The sequence below is a fragment of the Empedobacter sp. 225-1 genome, assembly GCF_030328185.1.
GTDB lineage: Bacteria > Bacteroidota > Bacteroidia > Flavobacteriales > Weeksellaceae > Empedobacter > Empedobacter stercoris.
In genome coordinates this window covers 1-15,314 of the sequence record NZ_JACALO010000011.1, presented here as the reverse complement: position 1 = coordinate 15,314, position 15,314 = coordinate 1, and the positions used below count along the sequence as shown (strand labels likewise).

The following is a 15,314-nucleotide window of genomic DNA, read 5'->3' as shown; positions in this document are numbered from 1 at the left end:
TTTTTTTATATTTGGTTGTATCTATCTAACAAAATAAATAAAAATGAAAAAAAATTCAATAGTTTTAGGTGTATTTGCATTAGTTACATTAGGATCATGTAAAAATGAAACACCTCAAAAAAAGCGCGAAAAGAGTCACAGAAAGCTTTAGACAAAGCGTATGATGCAAACGAAGCAAATCAAGTTGCGACAAAGCTGTAGTAAAATCAGATATTGCAACAGTTATTTATACAGATATTACTGCCGCAAATGCTGCTGTTGCTAAAATTCCGATGCCTGCATTGTTAAATGATAAAGCTAAAAAATTAGCAAGTGATTTGGGTAAAGCGTTGATTGATCGTATTAATGTAAAAGACGCAAAAGAAATAGAGAAATCTGAAAAAAAAATTACTGATTTGAAAAATGATGTTGAAAAAGCTTATCAAGACAGTAAAATAAATGTTGAGGATCGTGATGCAATCAAAACATATATCGAAGATTGTGTAAGAGCTGCAGTAGCTACTGTTGTAGCTATACATTCTTAATATTCTTTTTATAGAAGTATAAAGCCCACCTCAATTGAGGTGGGTTTAGTTATTTATAATAAATTCTCATCAACCATATTAGGAAGTGTAACCTTTAGCAAAGGCTCTTCTTCCATGGCACGTTTTGTCGAAAAGATAGCATCTTCGTTTCAGTTTCACATCCCAATGTATATTGATTTTAAACTGTTTTCAGCATCAGAATTTTATTCAACTGTTTATTTTAGGTCTATGAGATCACAATTAAACAAATAAATTAGTCAAGTAGTTTTTCTATAAATTCATTATTCTGAATTCTAATTTTTATAAAATTATCGCTATTAATTAAAAAATCTAAATATTTTTTAATAAGTATATCGCCGTATGATTTTTTAATTTTATTGATTAAATCAAGTTCCATATCTTTTTGAGAAGAATAACTGTAGAGATAAGCTAAACGTTTAAGTAAATTTATTAAGAAGGTATTTTTGTTAAATAAAAAGAGTTGATCAAAATAACATAAAATTATTTCAGCTGGAACATAATTACTTATTACATCGATCATTTTTTTATACTCCTTTTCAGCATCTAATATCTTAAAATATAAATCAATACAATCATCTGATTCGTAAAAATTTATTTTAAGATTAGTAAGTGTTTTCGTTCTGAATTTTTTAAACTTTTCTTCTTCATTTAAATGATTTTTTATAAAAAGAAAATCTTCTAATGATGGATTGTAAGGGAATTTTAAAAGTTTTATTTCTGTATATTTAGGCAAATCATTTGTCTGTTTATAAAGTTTTTCTAGAATATTGTAATAAGGGTAGTTGTATTTTTCTTTAGAATTGTTTGAAATAATATCTTTACAATAAGCTTCTACAGCAATATGGTCAGTTTTCATTAGTTCTTCTAAAATCATTAAATTATAGTCATTTTGATAAATTGATGGTTTGAAATAATCTTTTATTTCTGTAAACAACTCTGTCTCTATCATGATTTGTAGAAAGAATGTCTGAATCTCTATGTTATAATTTATATTTTCTTTATGCCATTTTTTTAGGTAATTTAGAAGGTGTTGTCCGATAATTTTTTTTCTCTCTGTAGTCGCTTGATAATATATTTCTTTATTTATTTCAAAATCATTTACAGTTATATTATCCATATTAAGGAAGTTGCTCCAATGATCAAGTACAACGTTTTTCCATTGTTCTTCTACTGCTATTTTATTGATCCTAAAAGCATATTTTTCTATAATAGCGTAAACATATTTTTCTAATCTTTTACTTGTTGTACCCGAGTTAAAATGAAAAGAAAGTAATAAATCACATATTCTTATAATTAGTGGTTTTGCGATTTCTGTCGTCTTAATAATGCAATCTATATAAGCAAATACAGGTTCAAGAGCAATTTGTAGTAAATCGATTATCTTTTTTACTTCGGATATTTCTACTTTCCTTTTTTTACCTATTATTGAGGTTATTGTATCTTTTATTAATTGTTCTACTTCATCAAGAGAATACTCTTTTTGTTTTTGAGAAAATGATAACATGAAATATTGTTCAGCTTCTCTATTTGTATTAAAAAAATCAAGTAACCATTTTCTTAAATCTTCTTCTTCAATTAGTTTAAGTAAAGTTTCGCTCTCTTTTTCTTTTTTTATGCGAGTTTTTTTAACAGGTTTTAAAGAGGTAAGTTTTACGATTTCTTCTAGCATTTTTTTTTGATGAATACACCAAGATTCGTTACTTCCACAATCACAAGAATGGGAAGTAACTTCTTTATTTTTGATTACTATATTTACATCGTAACTATTCGACTGGTCATCTACAAAAGCAATAAAGTTCCCTTTTTTTTCTTCTTCTAATTCTCTAATTTCGAGTTTTTTAATATCTCTTTTGTTTTGAGAAGAAATTAATTTGAGTAAATTTTCAATAGTATTCATAAGCTTTTATAATAAATTTTCATCAACCATATTAGGAAGTGTAACCTTTAGCAAAGGTTCTTCTTCCATAGCGCGTTTAATCGCAAAAATAGCTTCGTCATTTCTTGCCCAAGAACGTCGAGCAATTCCATTGTTCACATCCCAATGTAACATTGATTTTAAACGGTTTTCAGCATCTGAAGATCCATCTAACAGCATTCCAAAACCACCGTTGATTACTTCGCCCCAACCAACGCCACCACCGTTGTGAATAGAAACCCAAGTTGCGCCACGGAAACTATCCCCAATAACATTATGAATCGCCATATCAGCTGTAAATTTTGAACCATCATAAATGTTAGACGTTTCGCGAAAAGGAGAATCTGTTCCCGAAACATCATGATGATCACGACCTAAAACAACTGGGCCGATTTCACCTTTCGCAATTCCATCGTTAAAGGCTTTCGCAATTTTGATTCGTCCTTCTGCATCTGCATATAAAATTCGAGCTTGCGATCCAACAACCAATTTATTTTCTTGTGCTCCTTTTATCCACGTAATATTATCTTGCATCTGTTGTTGAATTTCAGCAGGAGAATGTTGCATAATCTTTTCTAAAACTTGACAAGCGATTTCGTCGGTTTTTAGTAAATCTTCTGGTTTTCCAGAAGTACAGACCCAACGGAATGGTCCAAATCCGTAATCGAAACACATTGGACCCATAATATCTTGTACATACGAAGGATATTTGAAATCGATTCCGTTTTCTGCCATAACATCCGCTCCAGCACGAGAAGCTTCTAATAAAAAGGCATTTCCATAATCAAAAAAATACGTTCCTTTTGCAGTATGTTTATTAACCGCAGCAGCATGACGACGAAGAGATTCTTGGACTTTTTCTTTGAATAACTCTGGGTTTTCGGCCATCATTTGATTTGATTCTTCTAATGTTAATCCAACCGGATAATAACCACCAGCCCAAGGATTATGCAAAGAAGTTTGATCTGATCCTAAATCAATATAAACGTTTTCTTGGTCAAATTTTTCCCAAACATCAACGATATTTCCATCATAAGCAATCGAAACAACTTCTTTATCTGCTTTAGCTTTTTTTACACGAGCGACTAATTCATCCAAGTCTGAAATTACTTCGTCCACCCAACCTTGTTCGTGGCGTTTCCAAGTCGCTGCTGGATTAACTTCTGCAGTAACAGATACCACTCCTGCAATATTTCCTGCTTTTGGTTGAGCTCCAGACATTCCGCCTAAACCAGCCGTAACAAATAATTTTCCTGCTGTTCCTTTATCATCAATTTTACGACAACCATTTAATACGGTTATCGTAGTACCATGTACAATTCCTTGCGGACCAATATACATGTAACTTCCTGCCGTCATTTGTCCGTATTGAGAAACGCCTAATGCATTCATTTTTTCCCAATCATCAGGTTGCGAATAATTAGGAATGACCATTCCATTCGTAACGACAACACGAGGCGCATTTTTGTGTGAAGGAAACAATCCCATTGGATGACCAGAATACATGACCAATGTTTGTTCGTCTGTCATTTCAGACAAATATTTCATTGTTAACAGATATTGTGCCCAGTTCTGAAAAACAGCACCATTTCCTCCGTAAGTAATCAATTCTTCTGGGTGTTGTGCAACTGCATGATCCAAGTTGTTTTGAATCATTAATTGAATTGCTTTTGCTTGTTCCGAATTTCCTGGATAATCTGTAATTGGACGTGCAAAAATTTTATAATCAGGCATCAAACGATACATGTAAATTCGACCAAAATCTTCTAATTCTTGTTTAAATTCTGGAATTAATTCAGCATGATGAATAGGATCGAAATAACGTAAAGCATTTTTAAGTGCTAATTTTTTTTCGTCCTCTGATAATATTTCTTTACGCTTTGGAGCGTGACTTACATTGGGATCTCTGTCTTTTTTTTGAGGTAAAAAAGAAGGAATACCTTGTTTTATTTGTTCTTGAAAAGTCATTTTTTGTGTTTTTATATTTTTATTCTGAACGTTTTTTTTGTCTTTCTGAGTTTGTCGAGGAATCTTTTTTTATATTATTAAAAATTTATCCTTCGACAGGATCTGGATGAAAAGAATGATTTAGAAACTTAAAATCAATTTCTTGAAATCTTCTGTTTGTAATAAATCAATAATATTGTTAATATCATCTCCAATCAAACGATCGTCTTCTAATTTTGGACAAACTGAACGAACTTTTGAAAAAACTTCTTCTAAAAATTTACTTGTTTTACGAGGTCTTCTAAATTCTAAACCTTGACAAGCGTACATTAATTCGATTGCTAAAATACGTTCTACATTATCTAAAACTTGGTTGAATTTTCGTCCAGAAATACTTCCCATTGAAACGTGATCTTCTTGTCCTAAAGATGTTGGAATACTATCAGCAGATGCAGGGAAACACAACGTTTTGTTTTCTGTACAAAGCGCGGCAGAAGTGTATTGAGGAATCATAAATCCAGAATTTAACCCAGAACTTTCTGTCAATAATTTTGGTAATCCATATTTTCCTTCGATTAATAAATATTGACGACGATCCGAAATATTTCCTAATTCAGAGGCTGCAATTGTCGCATAATCTAACACCATTGCTAATGGTTGTCCGTGAAAGTTTCCACCTGAAATAGCTTCTTTATCCGAAACAACGATTGGATTATCCGTAACAGAATTTAATTCGATTTCAGCTAATTCTTGTAAATGGAAAAATGCATTTCGTGACGCGCCATGAACTTGTGGCATGCAACGCAACGAATAGGGGTCTTGTACACGACCACATTCTGCATGAGAGAAAGCAATTTCAGAACCTTTTAATAAATTTCTCATACGTTCTGCAACCAACAATGTTCCTTTGAATGGGCGAACTTGGTGTAATTCTTCTTCGAATGGACGAGGCGAACCTTCGTAAGCTTCTAATGATAAAGCGCCTGCGACGTCAGCTAAATTCAATAAATATTCAAATTTCTCTAATCCGTGTAAGGCATGAGATAAGATGAATTGTGTTCCATTGATTAATCCTAAACCTTCTTTTGCGGATAAGTTTAATGGTTGTAGATTATGTTTGGCTAAAGCTTCTTTTGTCGAAACAATTGTATCGCCATCCCAAACTTTTCCTTCGCCGATTAAGGGTAAAAATAAATGTGATAAAGGAGCTAAATCTCCAGATGCACCAACGGATCCTTTTTCTGGAACAACTGGAATAATGTCTTTTTCAACCATTACTAAAATTCGTTCCACCACATCTAAAGTCACACCTGAATAGCCTTTTGATAAAGCATGTGCTTTTGCAATTAACATGGTTTTAGAAATTTCTTTCTTAATCGGATTTCCCACACCAACTGCATGACTGATTAATAGATTGTGTTGAAGTTGACGCGTTTCTGCTTCAGAGATTTTTGTGTCGCAAAGAGGTCCAAAACCAGTGTTTATTCCATAAACTGTTTGTCCAGAAGCAACTATTTTAGCAACGTTTTGTTGAGATTTTAAGATTTGTTCTTTACTTGCTTCGTTAAGCTCAATTTCGATATTTCCTTCTTTGATTCCTTTGTAATCCTCGAACGAAAGAAAATCAATACCGTAAGTTTTCTTAATCATTTTTTCGAATTTGTGATACATCAAAGATAATCTTTTCATTGATTTGATAAAAGATAGAAATCATTTCAATTGAATAATTGAGGTTTGATAAGGTTTTATATGACTAACTTTTATAAATTTGCAGAAATTTTTATGTAATGTGTGATAAACATCTTCATGACGAAATGGGGGACGACCATATGTCAGCAAACTTAGAAACGCCTTTGAGAGCTGATGCATTTGAGTTGTCTGCTGAAGAAAAAGTGGAAAAGATTGAAGCGGATTTCCGTAATATCATGGAAACTTTAGGCTTAGATTTAACAGATGATAGTTTGAAAGGAACGCCAAAACGTGTTGCGAAAATGTTCGTAAAAGAGATTTTTGGTGGTTTATTACCAGAGCGTAAGCCTGGAATGTCAACTTTCGAAAATAAATATAACTACAATCAAATGCTGGTTGAAAAGGATATCGTGGTTTATTCGACTTGCGAACATCACTTTTTACCAATCGTTGGTCGTGCACATGTTGGTTACATCTCGAAAGGGAAAGTAATCGGTTTGTCTAAAATGAATCGTATTGTAGAATATTATGCAAAACGTCCACAGGTACAAGAGCGTTTGACAATGCAAATTGTGAAAGCGATGCAAGATGCTTTGGGGACAGACGATGTCGCATGTATTATTGATGCGAAACATTTGTGTGTCAATTCGCGCGGAATCAAAGATATCGAATCAAGTACAGTAACAGCTGAATTTGGTGGAGCTTTTAAAGAAAGTGAGCAATTAAGAAAAGAGTTTATTTCGTATATCGGAATGAAAACTCCTTTCAATGTTTAAAACTATAAATCCTATAAAATGGTAAAAGAAAATCAATTAAAATTACATAATTCCTTAACGGGACAGAAAGAAACATTCGAACCAATCAATCAAGATAATGTTGGAATGTATGTTTGTGGTCCAACGGTTTACAGTAATGTGCATTTAGGAAATGTACGTACATTTATGTCGTTTGATATGATTTATCGTTACCTAAAATTTTTGGGTTACAAAGTTCGTTATGTTCGTAATATTACTGATGCGGGACATTTAACAGATGACGGAAATGTAGAAAATGATCGTTTTGTAAAACAATCTAAATTAGAGAGATTAGAACCAATGGAAATCGTACAAAAGTACACGGTAGATTTTCATCAAGTTTTAGAAAAATTTAATTTACTACCTCCAACAATCGAACCTACAGCAACAGGACATATTTTAGAACAAATTGCTTTAGCGGAGAAATTAATCGATTTAGGTTTAGCTTACGAGGTAAACGGATCAGTTTATTTTGATGTAGAAGCATACAACAAAAAAGGACTTAATTATGGTGAGTTAAGTAACCGTAATATCGAAGAGTTAATCAATAACACAAGAGATTTAGACGGACAAGGAGAGAAGAAAAATCCAGTAGATTTTGCACTTTGGAAAAATGCTTCGCCTGCTCATATTATGCGTTGGACTTCGCCTTGGGGAGATGGTTTCCCGGGTTGGCACTTAGAATGTACAGTGATGAGTACAAAATATCTTGGTGACTTTTTCGATATTCATGGAGGAGGAATGGATCTTAAATTCCCTCACCACGAATGTGAAATTGCACAAGCAAAAGGTTCTAATGGCCACGAACCAGTAAAATATTGGATGCACGCTAATATGTTGACGATGAATGGACAACGTATGAGTAAATCGACAGGGAATTACATCTTGCCAATGCAATTGGTAAATGGCGAAAATAACTTTTTCGAAAAAGCGTTTCATCCAAGTGTCGTTCGTTTTTGTTTTTTACAAGCGCATTACCGCAGTGTGTTAGATATTTCGAATGAAGCAATGTTGGCTTCGGAAAAAGGGTATAACCGTTTGGTTGAAGCCTTAAAAACGTTAGAAAATATTACACCAAAAAAAATATCTACTGTTAACATTGATGAGTTGGAAGCGAAATTATATACTGCAATGGATGATGATTTCAACACGCCAATTATGATCGCTCATTTATTTGATGCCGTGAAAATGATCAACTCAATCAAAGATAGTTTCGAAAATATTACAGCAGAAGATTTAGAACGCTTGAAAGCGATTATGAATGGTTTTGTTCATGATGTATTAGGTTTAGATACTGAAACTGTTAATGAAAGTTCTGATAAATTAGATGGTGTTGTAAAAATGCTAATCGAAATGCGTAATCAAGCACGTGTAGATAAAAATTGGGCTTTATCAGATCAAATTCGTGATCAATTAAGTGATTTAGGAATCCAACTAAAAGACGGAGCTGAAGGCACTACTTATTCTTTTTGATAAACAGAATAATTTATTATTATATTAATATATAACCACTTAGAGATAAGTGGTTTTTTTTTGTTAATTTTTAATAACTTTAACAAAATATTTGCATTACAAATATTTATTTATCATATTTGTAATAATTAGCACTAAAAATTAACACAATATGAGGAGAAGATTTACTTCTTTGGGCATTCTATCAATGTTTTTGATGGGAGGTTTGGCTTATGCTCAAGTCAAAGGAGTCTTAAAAGACTCGAATGGATTTCCAATGGAAGAAGCAGAAGTGATTGTTACAAGAACAGGAGCTTCTGTGTATACAGATGGAGATGGAAATTTTAATGTAGACGCGAAAGTAGGGGATACATTAAAAATTATCGATTCTATGGGAGAAGAAAAGATAATTAAAGTTACTTCAACAATGCTTGGTGATGTGAAATTCGCTTCAAAAGCATCTGAAAATATCGAATTAGGTACCGTAAATTTAGTTGGTGGGATCAAAATGGATGTCGCACAAAAAATTGGTGCTTATGATATTGTAAAAAGAGAAGACTTCGAATTAGCTCCTACAGCTTCAATTGATGAAGTCTTAAATGGACGTGTTGCTGGATTAACATTTTCATCTAATTCAGGAGATCCAGGTTCTACTAATATTATTACAATTCGTGGAGTAGGCTCGCTTATTGGATCACCAAATCCATTGTATGTAATTGATGGTATTGTTGTAGGAAAAGGAACAGATAATGCAGGGATAATGGAGTCATGGAATCCTTTGGCTGCAATTGATCCAAATGCTGTTGAAAATGTGATGGTTCTTAAAGATGCTTCGGCAACTGCTCTATATGGAGCGCGTGGAGCAAATGGAGTAATCGTGATTACAACTAAAAAAGGACGATACAATCAGAAAACACGATTTAATATATCAAGTGATACGGGGGTACAATCGATAGCTTATAATGAACAAGAGTTTATGAACTCTGCCGAGTTTATGGAATGGGCAGCATTATCTTATTTCAATACAGAGGCAAAAGATAAAAATGGAAATCTTGTTTATCCTACAATGGATGCAGCAAGGGAATTTGTAACAAAATCTCAATATAATTATGATGGCGTTACGGATACTGATTGGAGAAAAGCTATACAACGTAACCAAGCGATGGTTAACACTTATAATTTCTCAGCTACAGGAGGTAGTGAAAATACATCTTTCCGTATTGGAGGATCATACTATGATAATAAATCACTGATTATAAATTCAAAATTTGATCGTCTAAGTATAAATTCAGCTTTAGATCATAAAATTAATGATAAGTTGACTTTAGGACTTAACCTGAATTATTCTAATGTAAGAAGACATACATTTGATGATGGAGGAGCATATCGTAATCCATGGACAACACAGTTTTCTATTTTACCTATTTATCCGATCTATAATGCGGATGGAAGTTATAACCAAACACATTTAGGAGCAGGGAATTCAGGATTTAATCCTGTGGCGATTCAAAATATAGATTTTGTACAAGGAAATATTCAAACGTATTTAGCTTCGATTAATGCAGAATATACCTTAGCAAAAAACTTGTATTTCTTTTCGATGTTTGGTATCCAAAACCAAAAAATTAAAGAAAAACAATATTGGGATCCTTCTATTGCAGATGGTAAAAATCAAGAAATTGCACCAGGAGTTAATCCTGATCTTCTAAATGGTTTACCAGGAGGTATAGTTACAGTTGCACACACAAATGCTTACGATTGGAATTGGCAGAACTCTGTAAGTTACAGAAAAGTTTTTAACGACAGACATGATTTGCAAGCGTGGGTAGGAATGGAGTACCAAGAACACGAATATACACAAGAGTGGGCAAGAGTAGTAGGTTTAACAAGACCATTACCTTATTTGACATTTGGGGGGAATCCAAAAGGTATTTCTGCAGGAGAATCTGAACCATACAGATGGACGCAAATATCGTACTTCGGACGATTGAATTATACATTAGATGGTAAATATACATTTTCTGGGCAATTAAGAAGAGATGCTAACTCTACTTTAGGAAAGAATGAACAAAGTGGTATTTTCTGGTCTGCTGGTGGTAGTTGGGATATTTCAAGAGAAGCATTCTTTGGAAACGGTCGAGTTTTATCTAAATTAAAACTACGTGGAAACTATGGTGAAATAGGGAATATACCTTATGCAGATAGTTGGGGAAGGCAATATAATACATACTTTTTACAAGCTGTAAATTCTACAGGATATGGAACAAATCCTACTATAGGATTAACAGAAATTGGTAATCCAGATTTAAAATGGGAAGTAAGTAAACAATTAAATATTGGAGTAGATTTCAGTTTATTCAATATGTTTGATATTACATTAGACGTATATAACAAACGAACAATTTCTGCAATTTATGATAAGACACTTGTTGAACCAGTAGGATATCCAAGTTTTTATAGAACAAATGTAGGGGAGATATCTAATAAAGGAATTGAATCTACAATCAATGCAAAACCAATTAATAAAGAATTCAAATGGGATATTTTTGGAACGTTTGCATATAATCGTAATAAAGTAGTAAAATTATTCCCGGATAATCCGGAAGCAGTTCAAAGAATTTCAGGAAATGGAATTAGAGCGTTAAGTGAAGGGCATGAGTATGGAGAATATTATGTGCCATTATGGGCTGGAGTAGATCCAGAAACTGGAGCAGGAATGTGGTGGACTGACGGAACAAAAACAGCAACGACTACTGATAGAACAGCAGCAAAAAGCGTTTGGTTAGGAAAATCTGGATTTCCTAAGTATTTAGCAAGTATCAAAAATGATTTTTCTTATAAGGGATTTACGCTTTCGGTATTTTTCACAGGACAATTTGATTTCTATGTACACAATATGTGGCAAAACTTTATCTTAAGTGACGGATCTAAAATGGGGAATAACCAAATTAAATCTGCATTATACGATGCTTGGACACCAGATAATCGAAACGCTAAAAATCCTAAGCCAATTGCAGGACAAGGGAATGGAACTGAATTGCTTTCTGATCGTTGGGTGAGAAAAGGAGATCATATTCGTTTGAAAGAAGTGAAATTCTCGTATAGGTTTAATGACTTATTCAAGAAAAGTACAGGAGTAGATAATTTAACAATTTATGCAAAAGGAGTTAACCTGTGGATGTATGCATTCGATAAAGATTTAGATTTTGACCCAGAATCAAACTCTAATGCTTATGGAGGAGCAGGAGGAAAAGGTCTATATGACTATACATCACCTATTATGAAGTCTATTTCTTTAGGAGTATCATTAGATTTTTAACATTCTTACAAAAAAATTATGAAAAAAATTATATTAAGCTTACTTGTAACAACAGCCATAATGGGACTAAGTTCTTGTAGCGAAGACAAATTAGATATAGAGCCTACAATCATCGAAATCTATACAGGAGATTTAAAAACAGAAGAGGAGATGTTATGGGCAACGAATAATATTTATAATTCATTAGCCTCTGAATCTTTATTTGGAGCAGGATTATTAATTAATGCAGACATAATTTCTGATAATGTATTTGCAAGTAATATATTGGAAAGTGGTTATTATCAAACTCAACAAAGTATGGGGTGGTCAGGCGATAGTGGATTTGGCCCATTTAGATCTCTGTATGATGTGATACAAAAAGCAAATTTTGTTATTTATGACGAAAACTTACCTGAAACAGCAGTCGTAAAAAGTTTCAAAGGAGAAGCAAAAATAGCAAGAGGATTAGCCTATTTTTATTTGGTTCAGTTGTTTTCATCAAATCCTACATCAGGTCAATACCAAGAATATGGTGTTCCTTTGATGTTAGAAAAATATACAACGCCTAATGTAAACCCAGCAAGAGCTACAGTTGCACAAAATTATGATCAAATTATCAAAGATTTAACAGAAGGAATTAGTGAAATGAATCCAGGTTCAAGAGTTTCAAAAACATTTCTTTCTCCAACTGCAGGTAGGCTGATTTTATCTAAAGTTTATTTGACAAGAGGAGCTTCTGGTGATTATGATAAAGCAATACAGTATGCAACTGAAGTATTAGAGAACTCTCCAAGTAATTTTGAAGTCATTACGAATGATAAGTTATATGATTACTTTACAGGAACAACTGAAGCAAAATCAGAAGAACAACCAGAAACTATTTATGAAATAGAGCAAAAGTCAGGATTCTCATTGCAAATTAATGCACATCCTGCAACATTTTATTCTAATCAAGGAACTCACAAAGGCTTATTAATTCGTGAATGGGTGTATGAGCTATTTGACGGAGTAGATACACCAAATAAAGATGACGATGATTCACGTGTAGCTTTAATTAATCCATCAGGTCCTGATCAAGATACTCCAAAAGGAGTTTGGACAAGAAAATACCCTCGTAGTGTTGGAGGAAATTGGTTTGGAAATATCAAAGTCTTTCGTATGACAGAAGCGAAGTATGTTATCATGGAAGCGATGGCGAAAAAAGGAGATAATGCTGGAGCTTTGGCTATGTTAAACGAACATGCAGCAGAACGAAAAGCACAACCTTATTCAGGAGACGCTTTAACAGCTATTTTGTTAGATGCTCAGAAAGAATTTGTTGCAGAAGGACATCGTTTTTTCGATTTGAAACGTAATAATTTAGGTTTTGATAAAAAGACAAATTGTCTTGGAGATAAATGCTCTATACCTGCTGATAGTAGATATTTTGTGTATCCAATATCTTTATCGTCAAGATTATTAAATACAAACATGACACAACATCCTCTTTGGGGAAATTAATTCTAAATTTTTTATAACATTATCCCACTTAGAAATAAGTGGGATTTTTTGTATCTCTCAATTTTAGATTACTTTTGTAAGGATTTATTCAACAGGATGAAAAAAACAATCATTGGTTTATTTTTATTGGGAGCTGTGATAGCACAAGCTCAAGAAGATTCGATAAAAAGTTTAAAACCTTTAAAAGGATCGTCAGGGAATGATTCTATAACGTATTTTAAAACTAAAATCGACGATTATAAATTTTGGACAAATGGCAGAAAGCCAGAAGTTATTGATACAACATTGCATATCAAAAACTATTACAACCAAAATTTTATAAAGCAGGATGCGTTTGGGAAATTATTTTATCCTAATGTTGGAGGTGTTGTTGTGGATTTAGAATATCAAAATTCACCTTTCAATCCATCGATGTTGCCAACAGGTAAAAAGTATAACTATTATTATGCGAATGAGATCAAATATTACGATGTAAAATCGCCTTATACTGAGTTTATTTACGAAAATGGCGTAAAAGAAGGAAACTTTTTGTCTTCCACATTTTCGCACAATATCAACAAGCAATTCAACTACACTTTTCATTACCGAGGTTTAATTTCTGAAGGCCGTTATAAACACGAAAAGGCACAGAATAATACATTCGTATTTTCATCAAATTATAAAACAAAATCAGAACGTTTCAAGTTGTGGTGGAATTATGCAGCGCAGAATTTGAAAAATAATGAAAACGGTGGAATAAAAGATATTTACGATTTTATTTTACAAGATGAACGTAGAAAGACAAATATTCGTAATATCGATGTAAATTCCCAAACAGCAAAATCTGAATTTGATGCACGTCGAATTGAGTTGAATGCGTCGTATGGAATTTTAAAAAAGTTGAACGAAAAAGATTCTACTTTTTATAATCCGATCGAATTAAAGAACAAGTTTTCCTACGAAAAACAAAAATATCGATACGAAGATTCCTCTCCAAATGGTGATTTGTATGATACACCTCTGATAACAGGACTTGACAACAGAAATAAAAAGAGTTTTACTGATTTGTCGAATACAACAACTGCTGGTTTTCTTTGGACCGATCGTGTGAAAATTGAGGCCGGAGTTAAATTAAAGAGTTTGCGTGTGTTTTCAGAAGAGCCTTTTATTTTTTCTAAAGTGGATGAAGATGACAACATAATTTATAATGTAATTAATCCTAAAGAAATAAAAGAAAATCTTTTTGGAGTTGTAGGAAAAGTGGATTTTGATTGGAATGAAAAGTTAAAACTTTACGGAAATGTAGAGTATCTGCAATCGGATAATTATAAAAGTGTCTACAATGTGGATGCCGTTTTAGATATTACGCCAATAGAAGGTTATACATTAAGTGCAGGAGCGGTTATACAGTCAAAGATTCCATCGTTGAATGCCATTTATAATCAAAGTTTTTTTGCCGATTTTAATTACGCAAACAAGTTTGAAACAGAAAATGTTCAAAATTTATTTGCAAAATTAAAATTAGATAAAGTAAATACGACAGTAGAAGCATCTCTTTACAATCTCGACAATAAAGTGTACCTGGATTCAGATTTAGTTTACAAACAGCTAAATGATAATATCAATTATTTCAAAATAAAAGGTGAAAATCATTTACGTTTCGGAAAAATAAATTTGGTTTCGACAGCTCAATATCAAAAAGTAACCAAGAATGAAAATATTATGCCTTTGCCAGACTTCTTGATTCGTGAAACGTTATATTGGCAAGGAGAATTATTTAATAAAAATGCACAATTACAAGCGGGTATTAATGCAACGTATTTTACGAAATACAATGGATTACGTTACATCCCGATACTTAATGAATTTGCCATACAAGACCCAACTAATATTCAAGAGATTGGAGGTTATCCTATTTTGGATGTTTTTATCAATTTCAAGGTTCGTAATATGCGTTTCTACATTCGTGGTGAACATATCAATGCTTCTTTCACTAAAGAACCAGAATATTTTGCCGCACCAAATGTTCCGTACCGAGATTTTAAATTTCAACTTGGGTTGAAATGGAATATTTTCAGTTAAAATAATTACAAATTATATAGAAAAACGACTTCAAGATTAGACTGCACCCAAAAGTTTGGACAGATTAAAAATTAATAATTATAAAAATGAGTTCGATATTGTATCGGGCTCAT

At 32.7% G+C, this 15,314-nt stretch carries 9 protein-coding genes; 6 read left to right on the top strand and 3 right to left on the bottom strand.

All coding sequences use genetic code 11. The features are described from left to right. Nucleotides 1-272 precede the first annotated feature (272 nt). Nucleotides 273-524 (top strand): hypothetical protein, encoded by a 252-nt coding sequence (locus HX088_RS04765; protein ID WP_171623364.1) that lies wholly within the window; start codon nucleotides 273-275, stop codon nucleotides 522-524. Nucleotides 525-777: 253 nt separating this feature from the next. On the opposite strand, the gene HX088_RS04760 is transcribed toward HX088_RS04765, so the two are convergent. The 3 genes from HX088_RS04760 to hutH form a co-directional block, all read right to left on the bottom strand. Then, entirely contained in the window at nucleotides 778-2,442 is a 1,665-nt protein-coding gene (locus tag HX088_RS04760; protein WP_188319262.1) for a hypothetical protein, read from the bottom strand. Between the two features lie 6 nt (nucleotides 2,443-2,448). Further along, the gene (gene hutU, locus HX088_RS04755; RefSeq protein ID WP_286483577.1) at nucleotides 2,449-4,428 is read right to left on the bottom strand and encodes a urocanate hydratase; all 1,980 of its coding nucleotides are present in this window, start codon (nucleotides 4,426-4,428) and stop codon (nucleotides 2,449-2,451) included. Nucleotides 4,429-4,548: 120 nt separating this feature from the next. After that, nucleotides 4,549-6,096: a histidine ammonia-lyase gene (hutH, locus tag HX088_RS04750; RefSeq protein WP_394368340.1), complete on the bottom strand. Its 1,548-nt coding sequence runs from the start codon at nucleotides 6,094-6,096 to the stop codon at nucleotides 4,549-4,551. 98 nt (nucleotides 6,097-6,194) lie between these two features. Here hutH and folE point away from each other — a divergent pair, with 98 nt between their 5' ends. The 5 genes from folE (at nucleotide 6,195) to HX088_RS04725 (ending at nucleotide 15,201) form a co-directional block, all read left to right on the top strand. Then, entirely contained in the window at nucleotides 6,195-6,872 is a 678-nt protein-coding gene (gene folE / locus HX088_RS04745) for a GTP cyclohydrolase I FolE (protein ID WP_171623367.1), read from the top strand. A gap of 18 nt (nucleotides 6,873-6,890) precedes the next feature. Beyond that, nucleotides 6,891-8,363, top strand: a complete 1,473-nt coding sequence (gene cysS / locus HX088_RS04740) for a cysteine--tRNA ligase (protein ID WP_286483576.1) — start codon at nucleotides 6,891-6,893, stop codon at nucleotides 8,361-8,363. 151 nt (nucleotides 8,364-8,514) lie between these two features. Continuing rightward, nucleotides 8,515-11,661, top strand: coding sequence for a SusC/RagA family TonB-linked outer membrane protein (locus HX088_RS04735; RefSeq protein ID WP_225539671.1), 3,147 nt, complete (start codon nucleotides 8,515-8,517; stop codon nucleotides 11,659-11,661). Between the two features lie 18 nt (nucleotides 11,662-11,679). After that, entirely contained in the window at nucleotides 11,680-13,140 is a 1,461-nt protein-coding gene (locus HX088_RS04730) for a RagB/SusD family nutrient uptake outer membrane protein (protein ID WP_286483575.1), read from the top strand. A 96-nt stretch (nucleotides 13,141-13,236) separates the two neighbouring features. Further along, nucleotides 13,237-15,201: a putative porin gene (locus HX088_RS04725; RefSeq protein ID WP_286483574.1), complete on the top strand. Its 1,965-nt coding sequence runs from the start codon at nucleotides 13,237-13,239 to the stop codon at nucleotides 15,199-15,201. Nucleotides 15,202-15,314 lie beyond the last annotated feature (113 nt).

What these genes read in the sequence shown, in the direction of transcription:
- HX088_RS04765 (WP_171623364.1), top strand. Translation starts at nt 273, where the DNA reads ATGCCTGCATTGTTAAATGATAAAGCTAAAAAATTAGCAAGTGATTTG.
- HX088_RS04760 (WP_188319262.1), bottom strand. Translation starts at nt 2,442, where the DNA reads ATGAATACTATTGAAAATTTACTCAAATTAATTTCTTCTCAAAACAAA.
- hutU (WP_286483577.1), bottom strand. Translation starts at nt 4,428, where the DNA reads ATGACTTTTCAAGAACAAATAAAACAAGGTATTCCTTCTTTTTTACCT.
- hutH (WP_394368340.1), bottom strand. Translation starts at nt 6,096, where the DNA reads ATGAAAAGATTATCTTTGATGTATCACAAATTCGAAAAAATGATTAAG.
- folE (WP_171623367.1), top strand. Translation starts at nt 6,195, where the DNA reads ATGTGTGATAAACATCTTCATGACGAAATGGGGGACGACCATATGTCA.
- cysS (WP_286483576.1), top strand. Translation starts at nt 6,891, where the DNA reads ATGGTAAAAGAAAATCAATTAAAATTACATAATTCCTTAACGGGACAG.
- HX088_RS04735 (WP_225539671.1), top strand. Translation starts at nt 8,515, where the DNA reads ATGAGGAGAAGATTTACTTCTTTGGGCATTCTATCAATGTTTTTGATG.
- HX088_RS04730 (WP_286483575.1), top strand. Translation starts at nt 11,680, where the DNA reads ATGAAAAAAATTATATTAAGCTTACTTGTAACAACAGCCATAATGGGA.
- HX088_RS04725 (WP_286483574.1), top strand. Translation starts at nt 13,237, where the DNA reads ATGAAAAAAACAATCATTGGTTTATTTTTATTGGGAGCTGTGATAGCA.